Here is a 15,934-nt window from a genome sequence, read left to right as displayed (position 1 = left end):
TCTCCCTCTCACTACTTCTCTACGTAACGCAACGAGCGCAGCCCGCGCTCCAGGTGCCAGTGCAGATAGGCCGATACGAGCCCGCTGCCCTCCCTGACATGCCGCGGCTCGGCCGCGTCGGCCGTCGTCCAGTCCCCCGTCAGCAGTGCGCTGAGCAGCCCGACGGCCTCCGCAGAGGGTACGACGCTGCCGGGCACCCGGCAGTCGCCGCACACCGCTCCGCCACCCGCCACCGAGAAGAACCGGTTGGGCCCCTCCAGACCGCACCTCGCGCAGTCCTCGAAGCTGGGCGCGTAGCCGTTGACGGCGAGCGAGCGCAGCAGGAACGCGTCGAGGATCAGATTCGGGGCGTGCTCACCGCGGGCCAGGGTGCGCAGCCCGCCGATGAGCAGCAGATACTGCTGGACGGACGGCTCGCCCTCGTGGTCGGTGAAGCGCTCCGCCGTCTCCAGCATGGCCGTGCCGGCCGTGTAGCGGGCGTAGTCACTGACGATACCGCCACCGTACGGAGCGATGGTCTCACTCTGGGTGCACAACGGGAGCCCGCGACCGATGAGTTCACTGCCGCGCGCGAAGAACTGCACATCGACATGGGAGAACGGCTCCAGCCGCGCCCCGAATTTGGACTTCGTACGCCGCACGCCCCGCGCGACGGCGCGCACCCGCCCGTGGCCCCGGGTCAGCAGCGTGATGATGCGGTCGGCCTCACCCAGCTTCTGAGTCCGCAGGACGACCCCGTCGTCACGGAAAAGACTCATGGGGCCCATTGTCCCGTACGCGCGGAGCCCGGTTCGCGGGAGCCCCGCACCGACTGAATCAAGCCCGGCGGGCGATTGAGGCCAACGGGCCTCCGGGCCCGCTCCCGGCCTGTCCGGGTTCTGTTCCCGCCGCCCGTGCTCAGGCGCGGCGCCACTCCTCCCACACCGCCGTGAGATCCGCGTCGACCGCCGGGGCCACCGTGTCGAGCAGCCGCACCTGCGCCCCCGGTCCCGCCAGGTCCGTGCGGTACGGGTGAGGTGGGCCGCCCGGGGTGGCGCCGAGTGCGGTGACCGAGCCGATGACGCGGTGGGCGCCGAGGATGCCGGGCAGTTCCCTGATCTCCGGGTCGCGCAGGTCAAGCTCCTCGACCAGCAGGTCCGCGCCGTCGTATGTGGCACGGGTCGTCGCCCGTACCCTGCCGCCCCGCTCGCCGGAGCGCCCCAGGACCAGGGTGTCGCGCCAGAGCATCCGGGCACCGGCGGCCAGCCCGATGTCCATCGTGCGCAGGACGTCCGCCCCGGACGAGACCACGAACGGCTGGGCGTCCCAGGTGAGTTCGCCGCCCTCCGCGATCTCGACGCGGGCGTGCCAGGCCGATGTGCCGCCGCGGTGGTCGTACGCGACGAGCCCGGCGGGTTCGACCAGGTGCAGCCGCGCGCCCGCCCCGACCGTGATGCGCAGGGTCAGCGCGTCGCCCGCCAGGAGCCCGGCCCGGGTCCCGACCAGGGCGAGGTGCAGCCCGTCCGGGGCGGGGAGCAGCGGGCGCGGTGCCAGGAAGGCGCCGGGGCGCAGTTCACGGGGCACATCGCGGCCCGCCGTGTCGCGCTCGACGGCGACGACCGTGGGGTCGGTGCCGCCGTCGTCGGGCCCGGCCCCACGGTCGCCGCCACCGTCGCCGTCGCCGTCGGGCCCGGTCATGGGTGACTGTGGCCTTCGCCGTCACCGTGGCTGTGGGAGTGCGGGGCCATCGGGCCCGGGTCGCTGGGCACATGGGTGCCGGAGCGGTGGCGTACGAGCAACGCCCGTACCCAGTCGGCCAGTTCGGTGACCGAGGCCCGGTCGTGCTTGGAGAGGGCCAGCACCTGGAGACCGTCACGGGCGGCCTCCGCGTCGGCGACCATCGCCGGGACGTCGACCTCCACATACGGTGCGAGGTCGGTCTTGTTGATGACGAGGAGGTCCGCCCCGGTGATACCGGGCCCGCCCTTGCGGGCCACGTCGCCGCCGCCCGCGACATCGATGCAGAAGAGCTGTGCGTCGGCGAGCGCCGGGCTGAAGGTGGCGGTGAGGTTGTCGCCGCCGCTCTCGATGAGCACCAGGTCGAGCGGCCCGTACGCCTCTTCGAGGTCCTCGACCGCGTCCAGGTTGGCGCTGACATCGTCGCGGATCGCGGTGTGCGGGCAGGCGCCGGTCTCCACGGCGCGGATGCGCTCGGTGGGCAGGACCCCCGCCGACCGCAGGAAGCGGGCGTCCTCGTCGGTGTAGATGTCGTTGGTGACGACGGCCATGGAGAGTTCGTCGGCGAGCGCCCGGCAGAGGGTCGCCAGGATCGAGCTCTTGCCGGTGCCGACCGGCCCCGCGACCCCGAGGCGCAGGGCCCTCGGCTGGTTCAGCGGTTCGTTGAAGTGCTGGTTGAGGGGCGGCTCCGGCGCGCGGTCGCCGACCGGGTGCGCGTACGGGTACGGGTCCTGGAGCCGGTGCTCGGTCCGGGGGTCGCTCCCGGACGGGCGGGGGGCGTCCCCGGACTGACGGGGGGCGTTGCCGGGCAGGCGGGGGCCGTTGCCGGGCAGGCGGGGGGCGTTCTCAGGCAAGGAAGAGTCTCCGTTCTCGTCGGTCGTGTGCGAGGGCCCACTCCTCGGTGAGCAGGCCCGCCCTTGCGGGCAGTTCGTCCGGTGTCCGTACGGCGAGGGCCTCGGCCACCGCGTCGGCCGCCTCGGGACCGGCGGCGAGGATCCACGCCACCGAGTCGAGCGGATCGCCGGGAAGCAGCTTCAGCGCGGCTGCGGCCACCGTCTGGAGTTCGTCGTAGACGACGCCGTACGCGAGGTCCTCGTCCGGCACGTCGAGCACGGCGCCGAGCGCGCCCAGCGTGATGGGCCGCAGGGGGCGCAGGCTCGGCGTGCACGCCGTGGTGAGCGCCGTGACCGCCGGATGGCCGGGCGCGAGCCTGCGGGCGAGCCGGTGCACGCCCCGGCCGAGCGCCGCCGACGCCGCACGCATCGGCGCCACCGGCGTCCTGGCCGCGAGCGCCCGCTGTACGGGGGCATAGTCCACCGGGTCCTGTCGCGCGGCCCGCAGCGCCAGCACCGCGGCTGCGGCCTCGGTGACGGTGGTGGTGTGCAGCCTGGCCCGCAGGAGCGCCGGGATCCGGTCGCGGGTGAGCCCGGCCGCCACGGCCGGTTCGAGCCCGGCGCTGTAGGTGTACGCGCCGACCGGCAGCCGCCCGTCGGCGAGCAGCAGGGGTGCGAGCCCGGAGGTACGCATCAGAACATGCTGTACCGCTGCGTGAGCGGCAGTTCGGCGGCCGGGGCGGGCTCGACGAGTTCGCCGTCGATCCGGATGGCGAAGGTCTCGGGGTCGACGTCGATCGCCGGGAGCGCGGTGTTGTTGGGCAGATCCGCCTTGGTGAGGTGGCGGGTGGGCCGTACAGCGACCAACTCCCTTTCCAGACCCAGGCGTTCGGCGAGACCGTCGGCCAGGGCCGCCGGGGCGACGAAGCTGACCGAGAGGTGCGGGGCGGCACCGGCCGCCGCCGTGGGGCGGAGCAGGACCGGCTGGGTGGTGGGGATCGCCGCGTTGGCGTCGCCGAGTGGCGCGCTGACCACCATGCCGCCCTTGAGCACGGCGGCGGGTCTGATCCCGAAGAACGCCGGGTCCCAGAGCACCAGGTCGGCGAGTTTGCCGGGCTCGACGGAGCCGACCACATGGTCGATGCCGTGGGCGACGGCCGGGCAGATCGTGTACTTGGCGATATAGCGACGGGCCCGCTCGTTGTCCGCGGGAAGCTCCGTGCTGCGGTCCCCGAAGCGCTGCTTCATGGTGTGCGCGACCTGCCAGGTGCGGCAGATGACCTCTCCGATCCGGCCCATGGCCTGGGCGTCGGACGAGGTGATGGAGAGCGCGCCGATGTCGTGCAGGACGTCCTCGGCCGCGATGGTCGACGCACGGATACGGGACTCCGCGAACGCCAGGTCCTCGGGCACCCGGGGGTTGAGGTGGTGGCAGACCATCAGCATGTCGAGATGCTCGGCGACGGTGTTCACGGTGTGCGGGAGCGTCGGATTGGTGGACGCGGGAAGTACGTGGGGGTGCGAGGCGACCGTGATGATGTCGGGGGCGTGGCCGCCGCCCGCGCCCTCGGCGTGGAAGACATGGATGCCGCGTCCGCCGATGGCGGCCAGGGTGCTCTCGACGTAACCGGCCTCGTTGAGGCTGTCGCCGTGCAGCGCGACCTGGAGTCCGTAGGTGTCGGCCGCGCGCAGGGCGGCGTCGATGGCGGCGGGCGTGGCGCCCCAGTCCTCGTGGACCTTGTAGCCGCCGGCACCGCCGAGCGCGGCCTCGCGCAGGGAGTCGTCGCCGACGGTGGAGCCCTTGCCGAACAGCATGACGTTGAGTGGCACCCGGTCCAGGGAGCGGTGCATCATCGCGAGGTTCCAGGCGCCGGGGGTGACGGTGGTCGCCTTGGACCCCTCACTGGCCCCGGTGCCGCCGCCGATCACGGTGGTGGTGCCGGTGGCGAGCGCCTCGTGGAGGGTCTCCGGCATCAGGAAGTGGACATGGGTGTCGATGGCGCCCGCGGTCAGGATGCGCCCCTCGCCGGACACCACATCGGTGCCGGGGCCGATCACCAGGCCGGGGTGGACCCCCTCGCTCATATCCGGATTGCCGGACCGGCCGAGCGCGACGATACGGCCCGCGCGGATGCCGACGTCCGCCTTGACGACGCCCCAGTGGTCGAGCACCACGGCATTGGTGATGACCAGGTCGAGAGCGCCCTCGGCGCGGGAGGCGGTGGCCTGGGCCATGGACTCGCGGATGGACTTGCCGCCGCCGAAGACCGCTTCGTCGCCGCCGAAGCAGTGGTCCTCCTCGACCTCGATCCAGAGGTCGGTGTCGGCGAGGCGGATCCGGTCCCCGGTGGTGGGTCCGTAGAGCGCCGCGTAGGCGGCGCGGGTCATCCGGGCCATCTCAGCCTTCCTCCGTCCGTGCGGGTGCTCCGGGCGCGGGCGGCGCGGTGGGCGCCGGGGGCACGGTGGGTTTCGGCGGCGCGGTGGGTTTCGGCGGCGCGGTGGGTGCCTCGCATGTCCGGTGGCGGGCGCCAGGCAGTACGAGGCCGGGGACCGCCCGCCGTCCGCTGAGCTCGACCAGCGTCACCTCGGCGCCGACGCCGGGCTCGAAGCGCAGCGAGGTGCCGGACGGAATATCGAGTCTGAATCCCTCGGCCGCAGCCCGGTCGAAAGAAAGGAATGAATTCGTGTCGGCGAAATGAAAATGCGAGCCGATCTGAATGGGACGGTCGCCGTCATTCACCACGGAGAGGCGCAATTGCATCAGGTCTTCATTGATTTCGAGTACACCGGGACCGGTGCGGATCTCGCCGGGAATCACGGGATCGGCGCGGTGATCGTGACGAGCTTGCGCCCGTCCGGGAACGTCGCCTCGACCTGGACGTCCTGCAGCATCTCCGGTACGCCTTCGAGCACGTCAGCGCGGGTCAGGACGGACCTGCCCGCCGCCATGAGCTCGGCGACACGGGCGCCTTCACGGGCTCGTTCCATCGCCCAGCAGGCGAGCAGCGCAACCGCCTCGGGGTAGTTCAGACGTACACCGCGTTCACGCCGGTCACGGGCGACCATTCCTGCGACGCTCAGCAGCAATTTCTCCGTGTCGGACGGAGTGAGAAGCATGGGGAACCTCCATGGCGGCAGCCCCCGGAATTCCCGGAATCGCCACAGCCACATCCCTCTTATAAACCCGCCGAAGGCACTGTGGCAACTTTCGGCGCACTATAAAAAGTCCCCTTCTGGGGTTATGACCCACTAAATACGGGCAAACGGTACAAAATCTCTCCCGCATTCAGCCCTTCGTCGCACCGGATCCGGCCGCGGATCCGAGCACCCGGGCGGTGAAGGCCGCCAGCTGGGAGCGCATCCGTTCACGACCTGTCCGCTCCTGGCCGACGAGGTGTTCCACGAGGTCGGCACGGACGGCGGCGAGCAGCGCGTGCGCCGTGAAGTCGCTGTCGCCGGCAAGCCCGGGGATCTCCTCCAGCGCACCGCGCAGCAGCCCGTGCCACCACTCGTAGTGCTCTGCCCGGTAAGGTCCGGCGCCACCGCCCCCCGTACCCTCCAGGGCCAGCGCGAGGTGGCGGTTGTCGAGCTTGAAGCAGAGCAGGGCGTCGAGCAGGGCCGGTACGCGCAGCAGTGGCGGAGCGGCCGGCCCCAGAGGCGGCGGGCCCTCATCGGCCGCGCTCCTGACCGGTTCGAGCCGCGCTCCGTACAGCGCGCGGATCAGACCGGTGCGGTCACCGAAGGCACGGAAGAGCGTCGCCTTGCCCACCCCGGCCGCCGCCGCGATATCGGCCATCGTGACGGCGTCGGGGCTCTCACAGCGGGCGAAGAGGTCATCGGCCGCCGCGAAGGCCGCCGCACGGTTGCGGGCCGCGTCCTTGCGTGGCTTGCGGTCGGGCATACGTGACCTCCAGTTGCGAAGCGGACCAGCGGTCCGTATCTTCGAGCGAAACGGACCCTGGGTCCGCATCGTACGGGACGGAGCACCCATGACCACGGACACGGCGCCGGCGGACCTGTACCGCCACGGCCTGCGACTGCTGCTGGACAAGGACATCGAAGGCTGGGTCGGCCTCTGGGACGAGAACGGCGTCTTCGAGTTCCCCTTCGCACCTGACGGCTGGCCCCGGCGGCTGGAGGGCAGGGCGGCGATCGCCGACTACATGCGCGGCTACCCCGGCCACATCGACCTCCACGACTTCCCCTCCGTCGAGATCCACCGGACCACCTCCCCGCGGACCATCGTGACCGAGATGCGCGGGGTGGGGCGGCTGGTGCGGACCGGCAGCCCCTTCGACATGACCTATATCGCCGTGGTGACCTTCGACAACGGCCTCATCACCCACTACCGCGACTACTGGAACCCGCTCACCATCCTCCGGGACACGGCGGCCGACTTCACCGGGAGCCACTGATGGCAGCATCCGGCACCACCCCCGGCGCCGTCCTCGTCACCGGCGCGACCGGCACCACCGGCAGCCGGGTCACCGCCCGGCTCGCGGCGGCCGGGCACCGGGTCAGGGCGGCCGGCCGCCACGGCACCCCCGTGGAGGGCGCCGAGGCCGTCCGCTTCGAGTGGAACGACCCCGCGACCCACGCCGAGGCCCTGACCGGCGCCGACCGGGTCTACCTGGTCCCACCGCCCGGAGCGCCGGACCCGGCGGCCGTCATGCTGCCCTTCCTGCGGCGGGCCCGTACGGCAGGTGTGCGGCGTGCGGTACTGCTCAGCTCATCGGCGATCCCCGCGGGCGGCCCCGGCGTCGGCCAGGTGCACCGGGCCCTGCCGGAACTGTTCGACGAGTGGGCCGTGCTGCGCCCCTCGTGGTTCATGCAGAACTTCACCGGCGACCACGTCCACGCCCGGAGCATCCGGGACCGCGGGATCATCGAGACCGCGACCGGCGAGGGCCGCGTCGCGTTCGTGGACGCGGACGACATCGCCGCCGTCGCCGTACACGCGCTGACCGACGCCGAGGCACCCGACACCGACCTGGTCATCACGGGCCCCGAGGCGCTGAGCCACCGTGAGGTCGCCGCCCTCCTCACCGGGATCACCGGCCGCCCCGTCACCCACCGGCAGCTGAGCCACGGCGAACTGCGGCAACGGCTCGCCTCCGTCGTACCCGAGGCATTCGCCGCACTCCTCGCCGACCTGGACCGGGCCATCGCCGCCGGAGCCGAGGACCGCACCACGGACACCGTCCAGCGGCTCACCGGCCGCCCGCCGCGCGACTTCCGTACCTTCGCGGAGCGCGCGACGGCCTGACGCGGTACACAGGTACGGGTACGGGTCACGGGTCCAGGCCCCCGGTCGCGCCAGGGCCCCGGGCACGGCCGCGGCGCCGGAGCACCGTCGCAGCGCCGGAGCCCAGCCGCAGCGCCGAAGCACGGCCGCCCCCGGCGGAAGACCCGTCCGGCGCCGAGCACCCTCAGGAGGGCGTACGCGCCGCTGCCACCAGCAGCCTGGCGGTGTCCTCCGTGCAGAGCTGGAGCGCGCCGCCGACCGTCGCGAGCACCTCACGCTCGGCGGGGCTGTACGGTCCGTCGGCGAGGGCGATCCGGGCGCCCTGCAGCAGGATCGACTCCCGGCCGACCGGGGCGAGATGGGGCGCCAGCGGCTGGAGCGACTCGTGCAGCTCGATGGTGAGCGCGGCCCCGCACGGCTCGGCGTCGGTGACGAAGCGGCCGGTGTCCGCGGCGAGCGCGTCGACCAGGGCGGTCAGCTGCTCCTCGGTGCACTCGTCGAATCCGGCGGCCCGGACCGTGGAGACGGCGGTCTCGACCACCGCGTGGGAGCCGGTGCCGCCGGCGGTGAGGACGGCGAGCGTCACGGTGTGAACGGCGTCGCGCAGCATCGCCGAGAAGCGTGTCGTGGTGGGGCGGTCGAGGGTGTCGGTGGAGAACTGCGTCCAGCAGGCGGAGCATTCGACCACCGGGCCGGTGCGGCCACGCGAGAGGAGCGGCACTCCGAGCACGGTCAGCCGCCTGCGGCCGTTCAGACGGCGGTAGTTGCGGTCCCCGCCGCAGTCCGCGCAGAAGAACTCGCCGTCGCCGACCGTGTCCCAGGAGGTGCGCACGGACCAGACGATCGACTTCCTGCCGCCGCGTCCACGGATTGACAGCACGGCTCACCTCCGTAACACCGGCAACGCTCCGTTGCGTTGCGCTCCACCACGCCCGTGTCCCCCGGTTGTTCCGTCGGACACAGGGCCGTCATGTGGACGTGATGTTAGCCACATCGATGATGTGCCGTCAGCACCCTGACGGGAGATGGCTTGGTCCCGCCCCTCGCCGTGCACGGCCGGGAGCCGTGAATGATGAGGTCAAATGGGGTCCGCGTGGACCGGAGGCCCGAAATTTCGCAAGCGGGGCCGTACCCGTAAGAACACCTCGGGTACGGCCCCGGCCGTGCGGGGGACGCGCTGCGTCAGCGGGCGGCCCGGTTGACCGCCGAGACGACCGCCTTCAGCGAGGCCCGGGTGGTGTTGGCGTCGATACCGATGCCCCACATGACCTTGCCGTCGATCGCGCACTCGATGTACGAGGCGGCCAGCGCGCTCGCACCCTCGCTCATCGTGTGCTCCTGGTAGTCCAGCAGCCGGGCGTCCACACCGGTCTCGGACAGCGCGGCGAAGAAGGCCGAGATCGGACCGTTGCCGGTGCCCGACAGCGCTGTCTCGACGCCGTCCACGACGGCCTCGACGGTCAGCGTGTCCCGGCCGTCGGTGTCCGTGGTGGTCTGGCCGGAACGCAGCTGGATCCGGCCCCAGCGGGCGTCGTCGTCGGCGGAGCTGGGCAGGTACTCGTCCTGGAAGATCGCCCAGATGTCCTTCGGTGTGACCTCGCCGCCCTCGGCGTCGGTCTTCGTCTGGATGATCTTCGAGAACTCGATCTGCATCCGGCGCGGCAGGTCCAGCTTGTGCTCGTTCTTCAGGACGTACGCGATACCGCCCTTGCCGGACTGCGAGTTGACCCGGATCACGGCCTCGTACGAGCGGCCGACGTCCTTGGGGTCGATCGGCAGATAGGGGACGGCCCACTCGATGTCGTCGACCGTCTTGCCCTGCGCGGCCGCCTCGGCCTCCATCGCGTCGAAGCCCTTCTTGATGGCGTCCTGGTGGGAGCCGGAGAAGGAGGTGTAGACCAGGTCGCCCGCATAGGGGTGGCGCGGGTGGATCTCCATCTGGTTGCAGTACTCGGCGGTGCGGCGCACCTCGTCGATCTGCGAGAAGTCGATCTGCGGGTCGACGCCCTGGCTGAACAGGTTCATGCCCAGCGTCACCAGGTCGACGTTGCCGGTGCGCTCGCCCTGCCCGAACAGACAGCCCTCGATACGGTCGGCGCCCGCCATGATGGCCAGTTCGGCGGCGGCGACGGCGGTGCCGCGGTCGTTGTGCGGGTGCACCGACAGGCATACGTACGCACGCCGCGACAGGTTCCGCGACATCCACTCGAAGCGGTCGGCGTGCGTGGACGGCGTCGAACGCTCCACGGTGGCGGGCAGGTTGAGGATGATCTCGCGTCCGGCCTCGGGCTGCCAGACGTCCATGACCGCCTCGCAGACCTCCAGGGCGAAGTCCAGCTCGGTGTCGGTGAAGATCTCCGGGCTGTACTGGTAGCCGAAGGTCGTCTCCGGGCCCAGGATCTTCTCGGCGTACTCCATCACCAGGCGGGTGCCGTCCACGGCGATCTGCTTGATGTCCTCCTTGGAGCCGCGGAAGACGACCCGGCGGAAGGTCGGGGCGGTGGCGTTGTACAGATGCACGGTCGCGCGGCGGGCGCCGCGCAGCGACTCGACGGTGCGCTCGATCAGGTCCTCACGGGCCTGGGTCAGGACGGAGATGGTCACGTCCTCGGGGATCGCGCCCTCTTCCTCGATGATCGAGCGTACGAAGTTGAAGTCGGTGTCGCCCGATGCGGGGAAGCCGACCTCGATCTCCTTGTAGCCCATCTTCACCAGCAGGTCGAACATCTCGCGCTTGCGCGCCGGTGACATGGGGTCGATCAGCGCCTGGTTGCCGTCGCGCAGATCGGTGGAGAGCCAGCGGGGGGCCCGCGTGATGCGGTTGTCGGGCCAGCTGCGGTCGGGGATCTCGACGGCCTCGTACGGGCCGTACTTGTGCACCGGCATTCCGGACGGCTTCTGCATCCGGGTGGCGTTGGTGATCGGCGTGGGGTGCGACATCTGCGTGGGGCTCCTCGGGATCCGGCGGGGGAAGGCCGACTGTGCCGCTGCAGCACCAGACTCCGCGGGGAGGGGGTCGGCCTACGACTACAGGCCCTCGCCGCGGCAGCTAAGGAGAAGCAGCCCGAAACGCATGATGTTCCGCAGCCTAGCCCAGCGGCGCCGGGAACGCCGCTTCCGTATCAGTATGCGGACCGGCGGATGCCTGGGGCGAACCCGGCCCGGTGCGGTGCCGGGGCCCGGCCCCGGCACCGCACGGCTCGCAGCCGCCCCAGGGACCGACACTGTGTCCAACGTCGCATCCCGCCGGACCGGGGCAAGGTCCGAACCAGACCGGCCGGTTCCAGAAGTCACTCTTTCTCGTCAATAACCGTCGCAACCAGTGACAAGTCACTTACGCAGTGCCACCTTCGAAGACATGACTGACACGCCTGAGTTGACCGGTCCGACCGCTCGCCCCGTCCTCTGCACGATCATTCCGCCGCACATCCTCTCCAAGCTCGCCGACGCCGACGACCCGGAGCTCTCCGAGCCCGCCCGCCGCACCCTCGAAGCGGACGACTCGCACCGGGGCAGGCGCCGGACGGCCACGGCCGCCGCCGTGCGCGACGCGGGCGGTGCCTCCGGGCCCGCCGACCCGGCGGACAAGAAGCCGAAGCGCACCATCTACGACGCGGGTCACGGCACCCAGCTGCCCGGCACCGAGGTCCGCGCGGAGGGAGCGCAGCCGGGCAAGGACGCGACGGTCAACCGGGCGTACGCGGGCCTCGGCGCCACCTTCGACCTGTACCTCAAGGCGTACGGGCGGTACTCGATCGACGGCAAGGGGCTGGCGCTCAACGCGAGCGTCCACTACGACCGGAAGTACAACAACGCCTTCTGGGACGGCAGTCAGATGGTCTTCGGCGACGGAGACGGGAAGATCTTCCTCGACTTCACCATCCCGGTGGACGTCATCGGCCACGAACTCACCCACGGCGTCACGCAGTACACCGCGAACCTGGCGTACTCCGGCCAGTCCGGCGCGCTCAACGAGTCGGTCTCGGACGTCTTCGGCTCGCTCATCAAGCAGTACGCCCTGGGCCAGACCGCCGACCAGGCCGACTGGCTGATCGGCGCCGGCCTCCTCGCCCCGCATGTCTCGGGGGTCGCCCTGCGCTCGATGAAGGCACCGGGCACCGCGTACGACGACGATGTGCTCGGCAAGGACCCGCAGCCCGCGACGATGAAGGGTTACGTCAGGACCACCGACGACAACGGCGGCGTCCATCTCAACTCCGGCATCCCCAACCACGCCTTCTATCTGCTGGCGGACGCCCTGGGCGGAAAGGCGTGGGAGCGGGCCGGCCAGATCTGGTACGACACCCTGACCGGCGGCGAGCTGGCGAAGGACGCAAGCTTCGCGGACTTCGCGCGGCTGACGGTCGCGGCCGCCAGGGCCCGCTTCGGCAGCGGCGACGAGCAGGAGGCGGTGACCAAGGCCTGGTCCACCGTCGGCGTCCCGACAGGCGCGTGAGCCGGTGTACCGGCGGGCGCGTAAACGGCTGACAGGGGGTAGACACGTCCCATGCGTATCCAGGTAAGGCGCACGGGAGGCTTCGCCGGTATCGAGCGCCGGGCCGAGGTGGACACCTCGGCCCGGCCCGATGCGGCTGACTGGCACGAGCTGGCCGAAGAGGCGGTGACCACAGGCCACGACGCACCGCCCCAGGGAGTGCCGGACGGGTTCAACTACCGCATCACGGTGGACGACCGGACGGTGTACTGCACGGACCCACGGCTGAGCGAGGCCCAGCGGACGCTGATCGCGCGGGTACTGAAAGAGGGTGCGTGAACGGCGTGAACGTTATACCCGGATGACGCGGTCACCACGGCAGGCGTCGACCGGGTAGGTGTTCCGGGCCGGATTCCGGTCGGCTCAGGCCCCGGCCCGGTGACTCAGAACCCGAGCTTCCGCAGCTGCTTCGGGTCCCGCTGCCAGTCCTTGGCCACCTTCACATGCAGGTCGAGGAAGACCGGCGTGCCCAGCAGTGCCTCGATCTGCTTGCGGGACTTCATTCCGACGTCCTTCAGCCGCGCGCCCTTGGGCCCGATGATGATGCCCTTCTGGCTCGGCCGCTCGATGTACACATTCGCGTGGATGTCGAGCAGCGGTTTGTCCGCGGGGCGGTTCTCGCGGGGCAGCATCTCCTCGACGACGACGGCGATGGAGTGCGGCAGCTCGTCCCGTACGCCCTCCAGCGCGGCCTCCCGGATCAGCTCCGCGACCATCACCATCTCGGGCTCGTCCGTCAGATCGCCCTCCGGGTACAGCGGGGGGCTCAGCGGGAGCAGCGGGGCGATCAGGTCGGCGAGGAGCGAGACCTGCTGGTCGCCGACGGCGGAGACGGGGATGATCTCGGCCCATTCGAAGCCGAGTTCCGCGGCGAGCTGGTCGATGGCGATGAGCTGCTCGGCCAGCTGCTTGCCGTCGACCAGGTCGGTCTTGGTGACCACGGCGATCTTCGGGGTCTTCTTGATCCCGGCGAGTTCCTTGGCGATGAACTTGTCGCCGGGGCCGAGCTTCTGGTCGGCGGGGACGCAGAAGCCGATGACGTCGACCTCGGCCCAGGTGGTCCGTACGACGTCGTTGAGCCGCTCGCCCAGCAGCGTGCGGGGCTTGTGGAGCCCGGGGGTGTCCACCAGGATCAGCTGGGCGTCGGGGCGGTGCACGATGCCACGCACGGTGTGGCGGGTGGTCTGCGGCCGGCTGGAGGTGATGGCCACCTTCTTGCCGACGAGAGCGTTCGTGAGAGTGGACTTGCCCGCGTTGGGGCGGCCGACGAAGCAGGCGAAACCAGCCCGGTGGGTGGCTTCGGATGACTGGGTGTGAACGCTCATGGCGCCCATTCTCCCCGATCGGCCGGTGAGCGCCGACCAGGTGGCCCCGCGGTGAGTTCCCGGTAACCGTCCCGCGACACGAAATACGGACGAAACACGGGTGCAGTCGCCCGGAAACCCTGAGGCGGGAACCTCTACCGGAACGTAACCGGAGAGGTGACCCCTTGTGACGCATGCGACGCCTGCGACACCCCTGCCACCACTGAGCACCCTGGCCGCCGGTATCGACACCGGCGACACGGCCTGGCTGCTCGCCGCGACCGCGCTGGTGCTGCTGATGACGCCCGGTCTCGCGCTCTTCTACGGCGGGATGGTCCGCACCAAAAGCGTGCTGAACATGCTGATGATGAGCTTTGTATCGATCGCGCTCGTCACCGTGGTCTGGCTGGTCGCGGGCTACTCGCTGGTCTACGGCCCGGACACGCTCGGCGGCCTGATCGGCGGGCTCGGCCACGCCGGAATGGCCGGAATCGGGCCGGGCAGCGTGCGGGGCTCCGTGCCGACGCTGCTCTTCGCCACCTTCCAGCTCACTTTCGCGATCATCACGGCCGCTCTGGTCAGCGGGGCCATCGCGGACCGGGCGAAGTTCGGCGCGTGGCTGGTCTTCGTGCCGGTGTGGGCGCTGCTCGTATACGTCCCGGTGGCGCACTGGGTGTGGGGGCCCGGGGGCTGGATCCTCAGCGATCTCAAGGCGCTGGACTTCGCGGGCGGGATGCCGGTCGAGATCGTCTCGGGCGCTTCGGGGCTCGCGCTCTGTCTGGTGCTCGGGCCGCGGCTCGGCTTCAAGAAGGACTCGATGCGCCCGCACAACCTGCCGATGGTGGTGATGGGTGCGGGGCTGCTCTGGTTCGGCTGGTTCGGCTTCAACGCGGGCTCCGCGCTCGGCGCCAACGGGCTGGCGGCCGCCGCCTTCCTGAACACACTCGCCGCGGGCTGCACCGGTCTGCTCGGCTGGCTCTTCGTCGAACAGAAGCGGGACGGCCACCCGACCACCCTTGGCGCGGCATCCGGGGCGGTGGCCGGGCTGGTCGCCATCACCCCCTCCTGCGGTGCGGTCGGCCTGATCGGGGCGCTGGCCGTCGGACTCGCGGCCGGGGTGCTCTGCTCGTACGCGGTCAGCTGGAAGTTCCGGCTGAACTACGACGACTCGCTGGATGTCGTCGGGGTGCACCTGGTGGGCGGGATCGTCGGGACACTGCTGATCGGGCTGTTCGCGACCTCGGGGATGACGGGCGGCGCGCGCGGGCTGCTGTACGGCGGCGGGTTCGCCCAGCTGGGCCGGCAGAGCGCCGGTGTGCTGGCGGTCGCGGTGTACGCGTTCGCCGTGACGTACGGCATCGGCAAGGCCATCGACCGGCTGACCGGCTTCCGGGCCGACGAGGAGCACGAGCAGCAGGGCCTCGATCTGACGGTGCACGCGGAGAGCGCCTACGATCACGGCGTGCTGGGCCACGGAGCCCCGCTCTCCGCCTCCGCCCTGCAGAAGGCCAAGCCATGAAGCTGATCACCGCGGTCGTCAAGCCGCACAAGCTCGACGACGTCAAGACGGCCCTCCAGGAACTCGGGGTCAACGGCCTGACGGTCACCGAGGCGAGCGGATACGGCAGACAGCGCGGCCACACCGAGGTCTACCGGGGCGCCGAGTACCGCATCGACCTCGTCCCCAAGGTCCGGATCGAGGTGGTCGTGGACGACGCGGAGAGCGAGGCGGTCATCGACGCGGTGGTACGGGCCGCCCACACCGGCAAGATCGGTGACGGCAAGGTCTGGGCCGTGCCGGTGGAGACGGTCGTACGCGTCAGGACGGACGAGCGCGGCCCGGACGCGCTCTGAACTCTCGCAGTCGCTGCCGAAGCCCCCCTTACTGGCCTGTCAACGCCCCTGCTGTTAGGGGCCATTGACCCCCGTCAACCCGCCGCGACCGTCGTCCGCAGTGCGCCGTCCGGGCCCGCCAGCAGGACCGGCGTCCCGGCTCCGCCCAGGTCCCGTACGGCCGCACGGTCCTCGTCGGGCACCTCTCCCGCCGCGCTGACCACCGCGGCGGCCTCCAGCGACCGCGCCCCGCTCGCCACCGCCATCGCGACGGCGGTCCGCAGCGCCGAGAGTTTCAGCGAGTCCAGCTCGACGGTGCCCGCCACATACGTACGCCCGGTCTCGTCCCGTACGGCCGCGCCCTCGGAGACCCCGTTACGGGCCCGAGCGCTGCGCGCCAGCGTGATGATCTTGCGGTCCTCGGCATCCGGGACCGGAACCCCGGCCGCCGTACCGTCCGTACCCATGCCCGTACCGGAGCCCGTACCCGTGCCGGTGCCCGTACCGC

General features: G+C 71.1%; 18 protein-coding genes. 6 read left to right on the top strand and 12 right to left on the bottom strand.

The window, feature by feature from the left end:
* Positions 1-11 precede the first annotated feature (11 nt).
* The 8 genes from recO to ACWGKJ_RS05235 all read right to left on the bottom strand — a co-directional run bounded on the left by recO (position 12) and on the right by ACWGKJ_RS05235 (position 6,450).
* Entirely contained in the window at positions 12-758 is a 747-nt protein-coding gene (recO, locus tag ACWGKJ_RS05270) for a DNA repair protein RecO (RefSeq protein WP_385022873.1), read from the bottom strand.
* Between the two features lie 139 nt (positions 759-897).
* The gene (locus ACWGKJ_RS05265; RefSeq protein WP_385022875.1) at positions 898-1,677 is read right to left on the bottom strand and encodes an urease accessory protein UreD; all 780 of its coding nucleotides are present in this window, start codon (positions 1,675-1,677) and stop codon (positions 898-900) included.
* Complete coding sequence (gene ureG / locus ACWGKJ_RS05260; RefSeq protein WP_385022929.1) at positions 1,674-2,372, bottom strand: urease accessory protein UreG; 699 nt, start codon at positions 2,370-2,372, stop codon at positions 1,674-1,676. The genes ACWGKJ_RS05265 and ureG overlap by 4 nt, the downstream gene beginning before the upstream one ends.
* A gap of 190 nt (positions 2,373-2,562) precedes the next feature.
* Positions 2,563-3,243 carry an urease accessory protein UreF gene (locus tag ACWGKJ_RS05255; protein WP_385022877.1) on the bottom strand — a complete coding sequence of 227 codons (681 nt, stop codon included), beginning with the start codon at positions 3,241-3,243 and terminating at the stop codon, positions 2,563-2,565.
* The gene (locus ACWGKJ_RS05250) at positions 3,243-4,946 is read right to left on the bottom strand and encodes an urease subunit alpha (protein WP_385022879.1); all 1,704 of its coding nucleotides are present in this window, start codon (positions 4,944-4,946) and stop codon (positions 3,243-3,245) included. Before ACWGKJ_RS05250 ends, ACWGKJ_RS05255 begins: the two co-directional genes overlap by 1 nt.
* Before the next feature lies 1 nt (position 4,947).
* Positions 4,948-5,367 carry an urease subunit beta gene (gene ureB, locus ACWGKJ_RS05245; RefSeq protein ID WP_453315672.1) on the bottom strand — a complete coding sequence of 140 codons (420 nt, stop codon included), beginning with the start codon at positions 5,365-5,367 and terminating at the stop codon, positions 4,948-4,950.
* Positions 5,364-5,666: an urease subunit gamma gene (locus ACWGKJ_RS05240; protein WP_385022881.1), complete on the bottom strand. Its 303-nt coding sequence runs from the start codon at positions 5,664-5,666 to the stop codon at positions 5,364-5,366. The genes ureB and ACWGKJ_RS05240 overlap by 4 nt, the downstream gene beginning before the upstream one ends.
* A 169-nt stretch (positions 5,667-5,835) precedes the next feature.
* Entirely contained in the window at positions 5,836-6,450 is a 615-nt protein-coding gene (locus tag ACWGKJ_RS05235; RefSeq protein ID WP_385022883.1) for a TetR/AcrR family transcriptional regulator, read from the bottom strand.
* A gap of 88 nt (positions 6,451-6,538) precedes the next feature.
* Between ACWGKJ_RS05235 and ACWGKJ_RS05230 the strand changes: the two genes are divergently transcribed.
* Together ACWGKJ_RS05230 and ACWGKJ_RS05225 are read left to right on the top strand one after the other, a co-directional pair.
* Entirely contained in the window at positions 6,539-6,964 is a 426-nt protein-coding gene (locus ACWGKJ_RS05230) for a nuclear transport factor 2 family protein (protein ID WP_385022885.1), read from the top strand.
* Entirely contained in the window at positions 6,964-7,815 is an 852-nt protein-coding gene (locus ACWGKJ_RS05225) for an NAD(P)H-binding protein (RefSeq protein WP_385022887.1), read from the top strand. Before ACWGKJ_RS05230 ends, ACWGKJ_RS05225 begins: the two co-directional genes overlap by 1 nt.
* 163 nt (positions 7,816-7,978) lie before the next feature.
* Here ACWGKJ_RS05225 and ACWGKJ_RS05220 read toward each other — a convergent pair whose 3' ends face one another.
* The gene (locus tag ACWGKJ_RS05220; protein ID WP_385022889.1) at positions 7,979-8,674 is read right to left on the bottom strand and encodes a TerB family tellurite resistance protein; all 696 of its coding nucleotides are present in this window, start codon (positions 8,672-8,674) and stop codon (positions 7,979-7,981) included.
* A gap of 302 nt (positions 8,675-8,976) precedes the next feature.
* Complete coding sequence (gene leuA, locus ACWGKJ_RS05215) at positions 8,977-10,734, bottom strand: 2-isopropylmalate synthase (protein ID WP_385022891.1); 1,758 nt, start codon at positions 10,732-10,734, stop codon at positions 8,977-8,979.
* 418 nt (positions 10,735-11,152) lie between these two features.
* Between leuA and ACWGKJ_RS05210 the strand changes: the two genes are divergently transcribed.
* Together ACWGKJ_RS05210 and ACWGKJ_RS05205 are read left to right on the top strand one after the other, a co-directional pair.
* Positions 11,153-12,250 carry a M4 family metallopeptidase gene (locus tag ACWGKJ_RS05210; protein WP_385022893.1) on the top strand — a complete coding sequence of 366 codons (1,098 nt, stop codon included), beginning with the start codon at positions 11,153-11,155 and terminating at the stop codon, positions 12,248-12,250.
* 51 nt (positions 12,251-12,301) lie between these two features.
* A complete protein-coding gene (locus ACWGKJ_RS05205; protein ID WP_453315671.1) occupies positions 12,302-12,568 on the top strand; it encodes a protealysin inhibitor emfourin in 267 nt (88 codons plus the stop codon).
* Between the two features lie 104 nt (positions 12,569-12,672).
* Here ACWGKJ_RS05205 and era read toward each other — a convergent pair whose 3' ends face one another.
* A complete protein-coding gene (gene era / locus ACWGKJ_RS05200; protein WP_385022897.1) occupies positions 12,673-13,614 on the bottom strand; it encodes a GTPase Era in 942 nt (313 codons plus the stop codon).
* A 166-nt stretch (positions 13,615-13,780) separates the two neighbouring features.
* Between era and ACWGKJ_RS05195 the strand changes: the two genes are divergently transcribed.
* Both ACWGKJ_RS05195 and ACWGKJ_RS05190 read left to right on the top strand, forming a co-directional pair.
* Positions 13,781-15,112, top strand: a complete 1,332-nt coding sequence (locus ACWGKJ_RS05195) for an ammonium transporter (RefSeq protein ID WP_385022899.1) — start codon at positions 13,781-13,783, stop codon at positions 15,110-15,112.
* Positions 15,109-15,447: a P-II family nitrogen regulator gene (locus ACWGKJ_RS05190; protein ID WP_385022901.1), complete on the top strand. Its 339-nt coding sequence runs from the start codon at positions 15,109-15,111 to the stop codon at positions 15,445-15,447. Before ACWGKJ_RS05195 ends, ACWGKJ_RS05190 begins: the two co-directional genes overlap by 4 nt.
* A gap of 74 nt (positions 15,448-15,521) precedes the next feature.
* Here ACWGKJ_RS05190 and ACWGKJ_RS05185 read toward each other — a convergent pair whose 3' ends face one another.
* Positions 15,522-15,893 carry a cytidine deaminase gene (locus ACWGKJ_RS05185; protein WP_385022931.1) on the bottom strand — a complete coding sequence of 124 codons (372 nt, stop codon included), beginning with the start codon at positions 15,891-15,893 and terminating at the stop codon, positions 15,522-15,524.
* Positions 15,894-15,934: the final 41 nt, after the last annotated feature.

The organism is Streptomyces sp. NPDC054757, from assembly GCF_053612185.1.
This window is presented reverse-complemented; position numbering and strand designations above follow the sequence as displayed.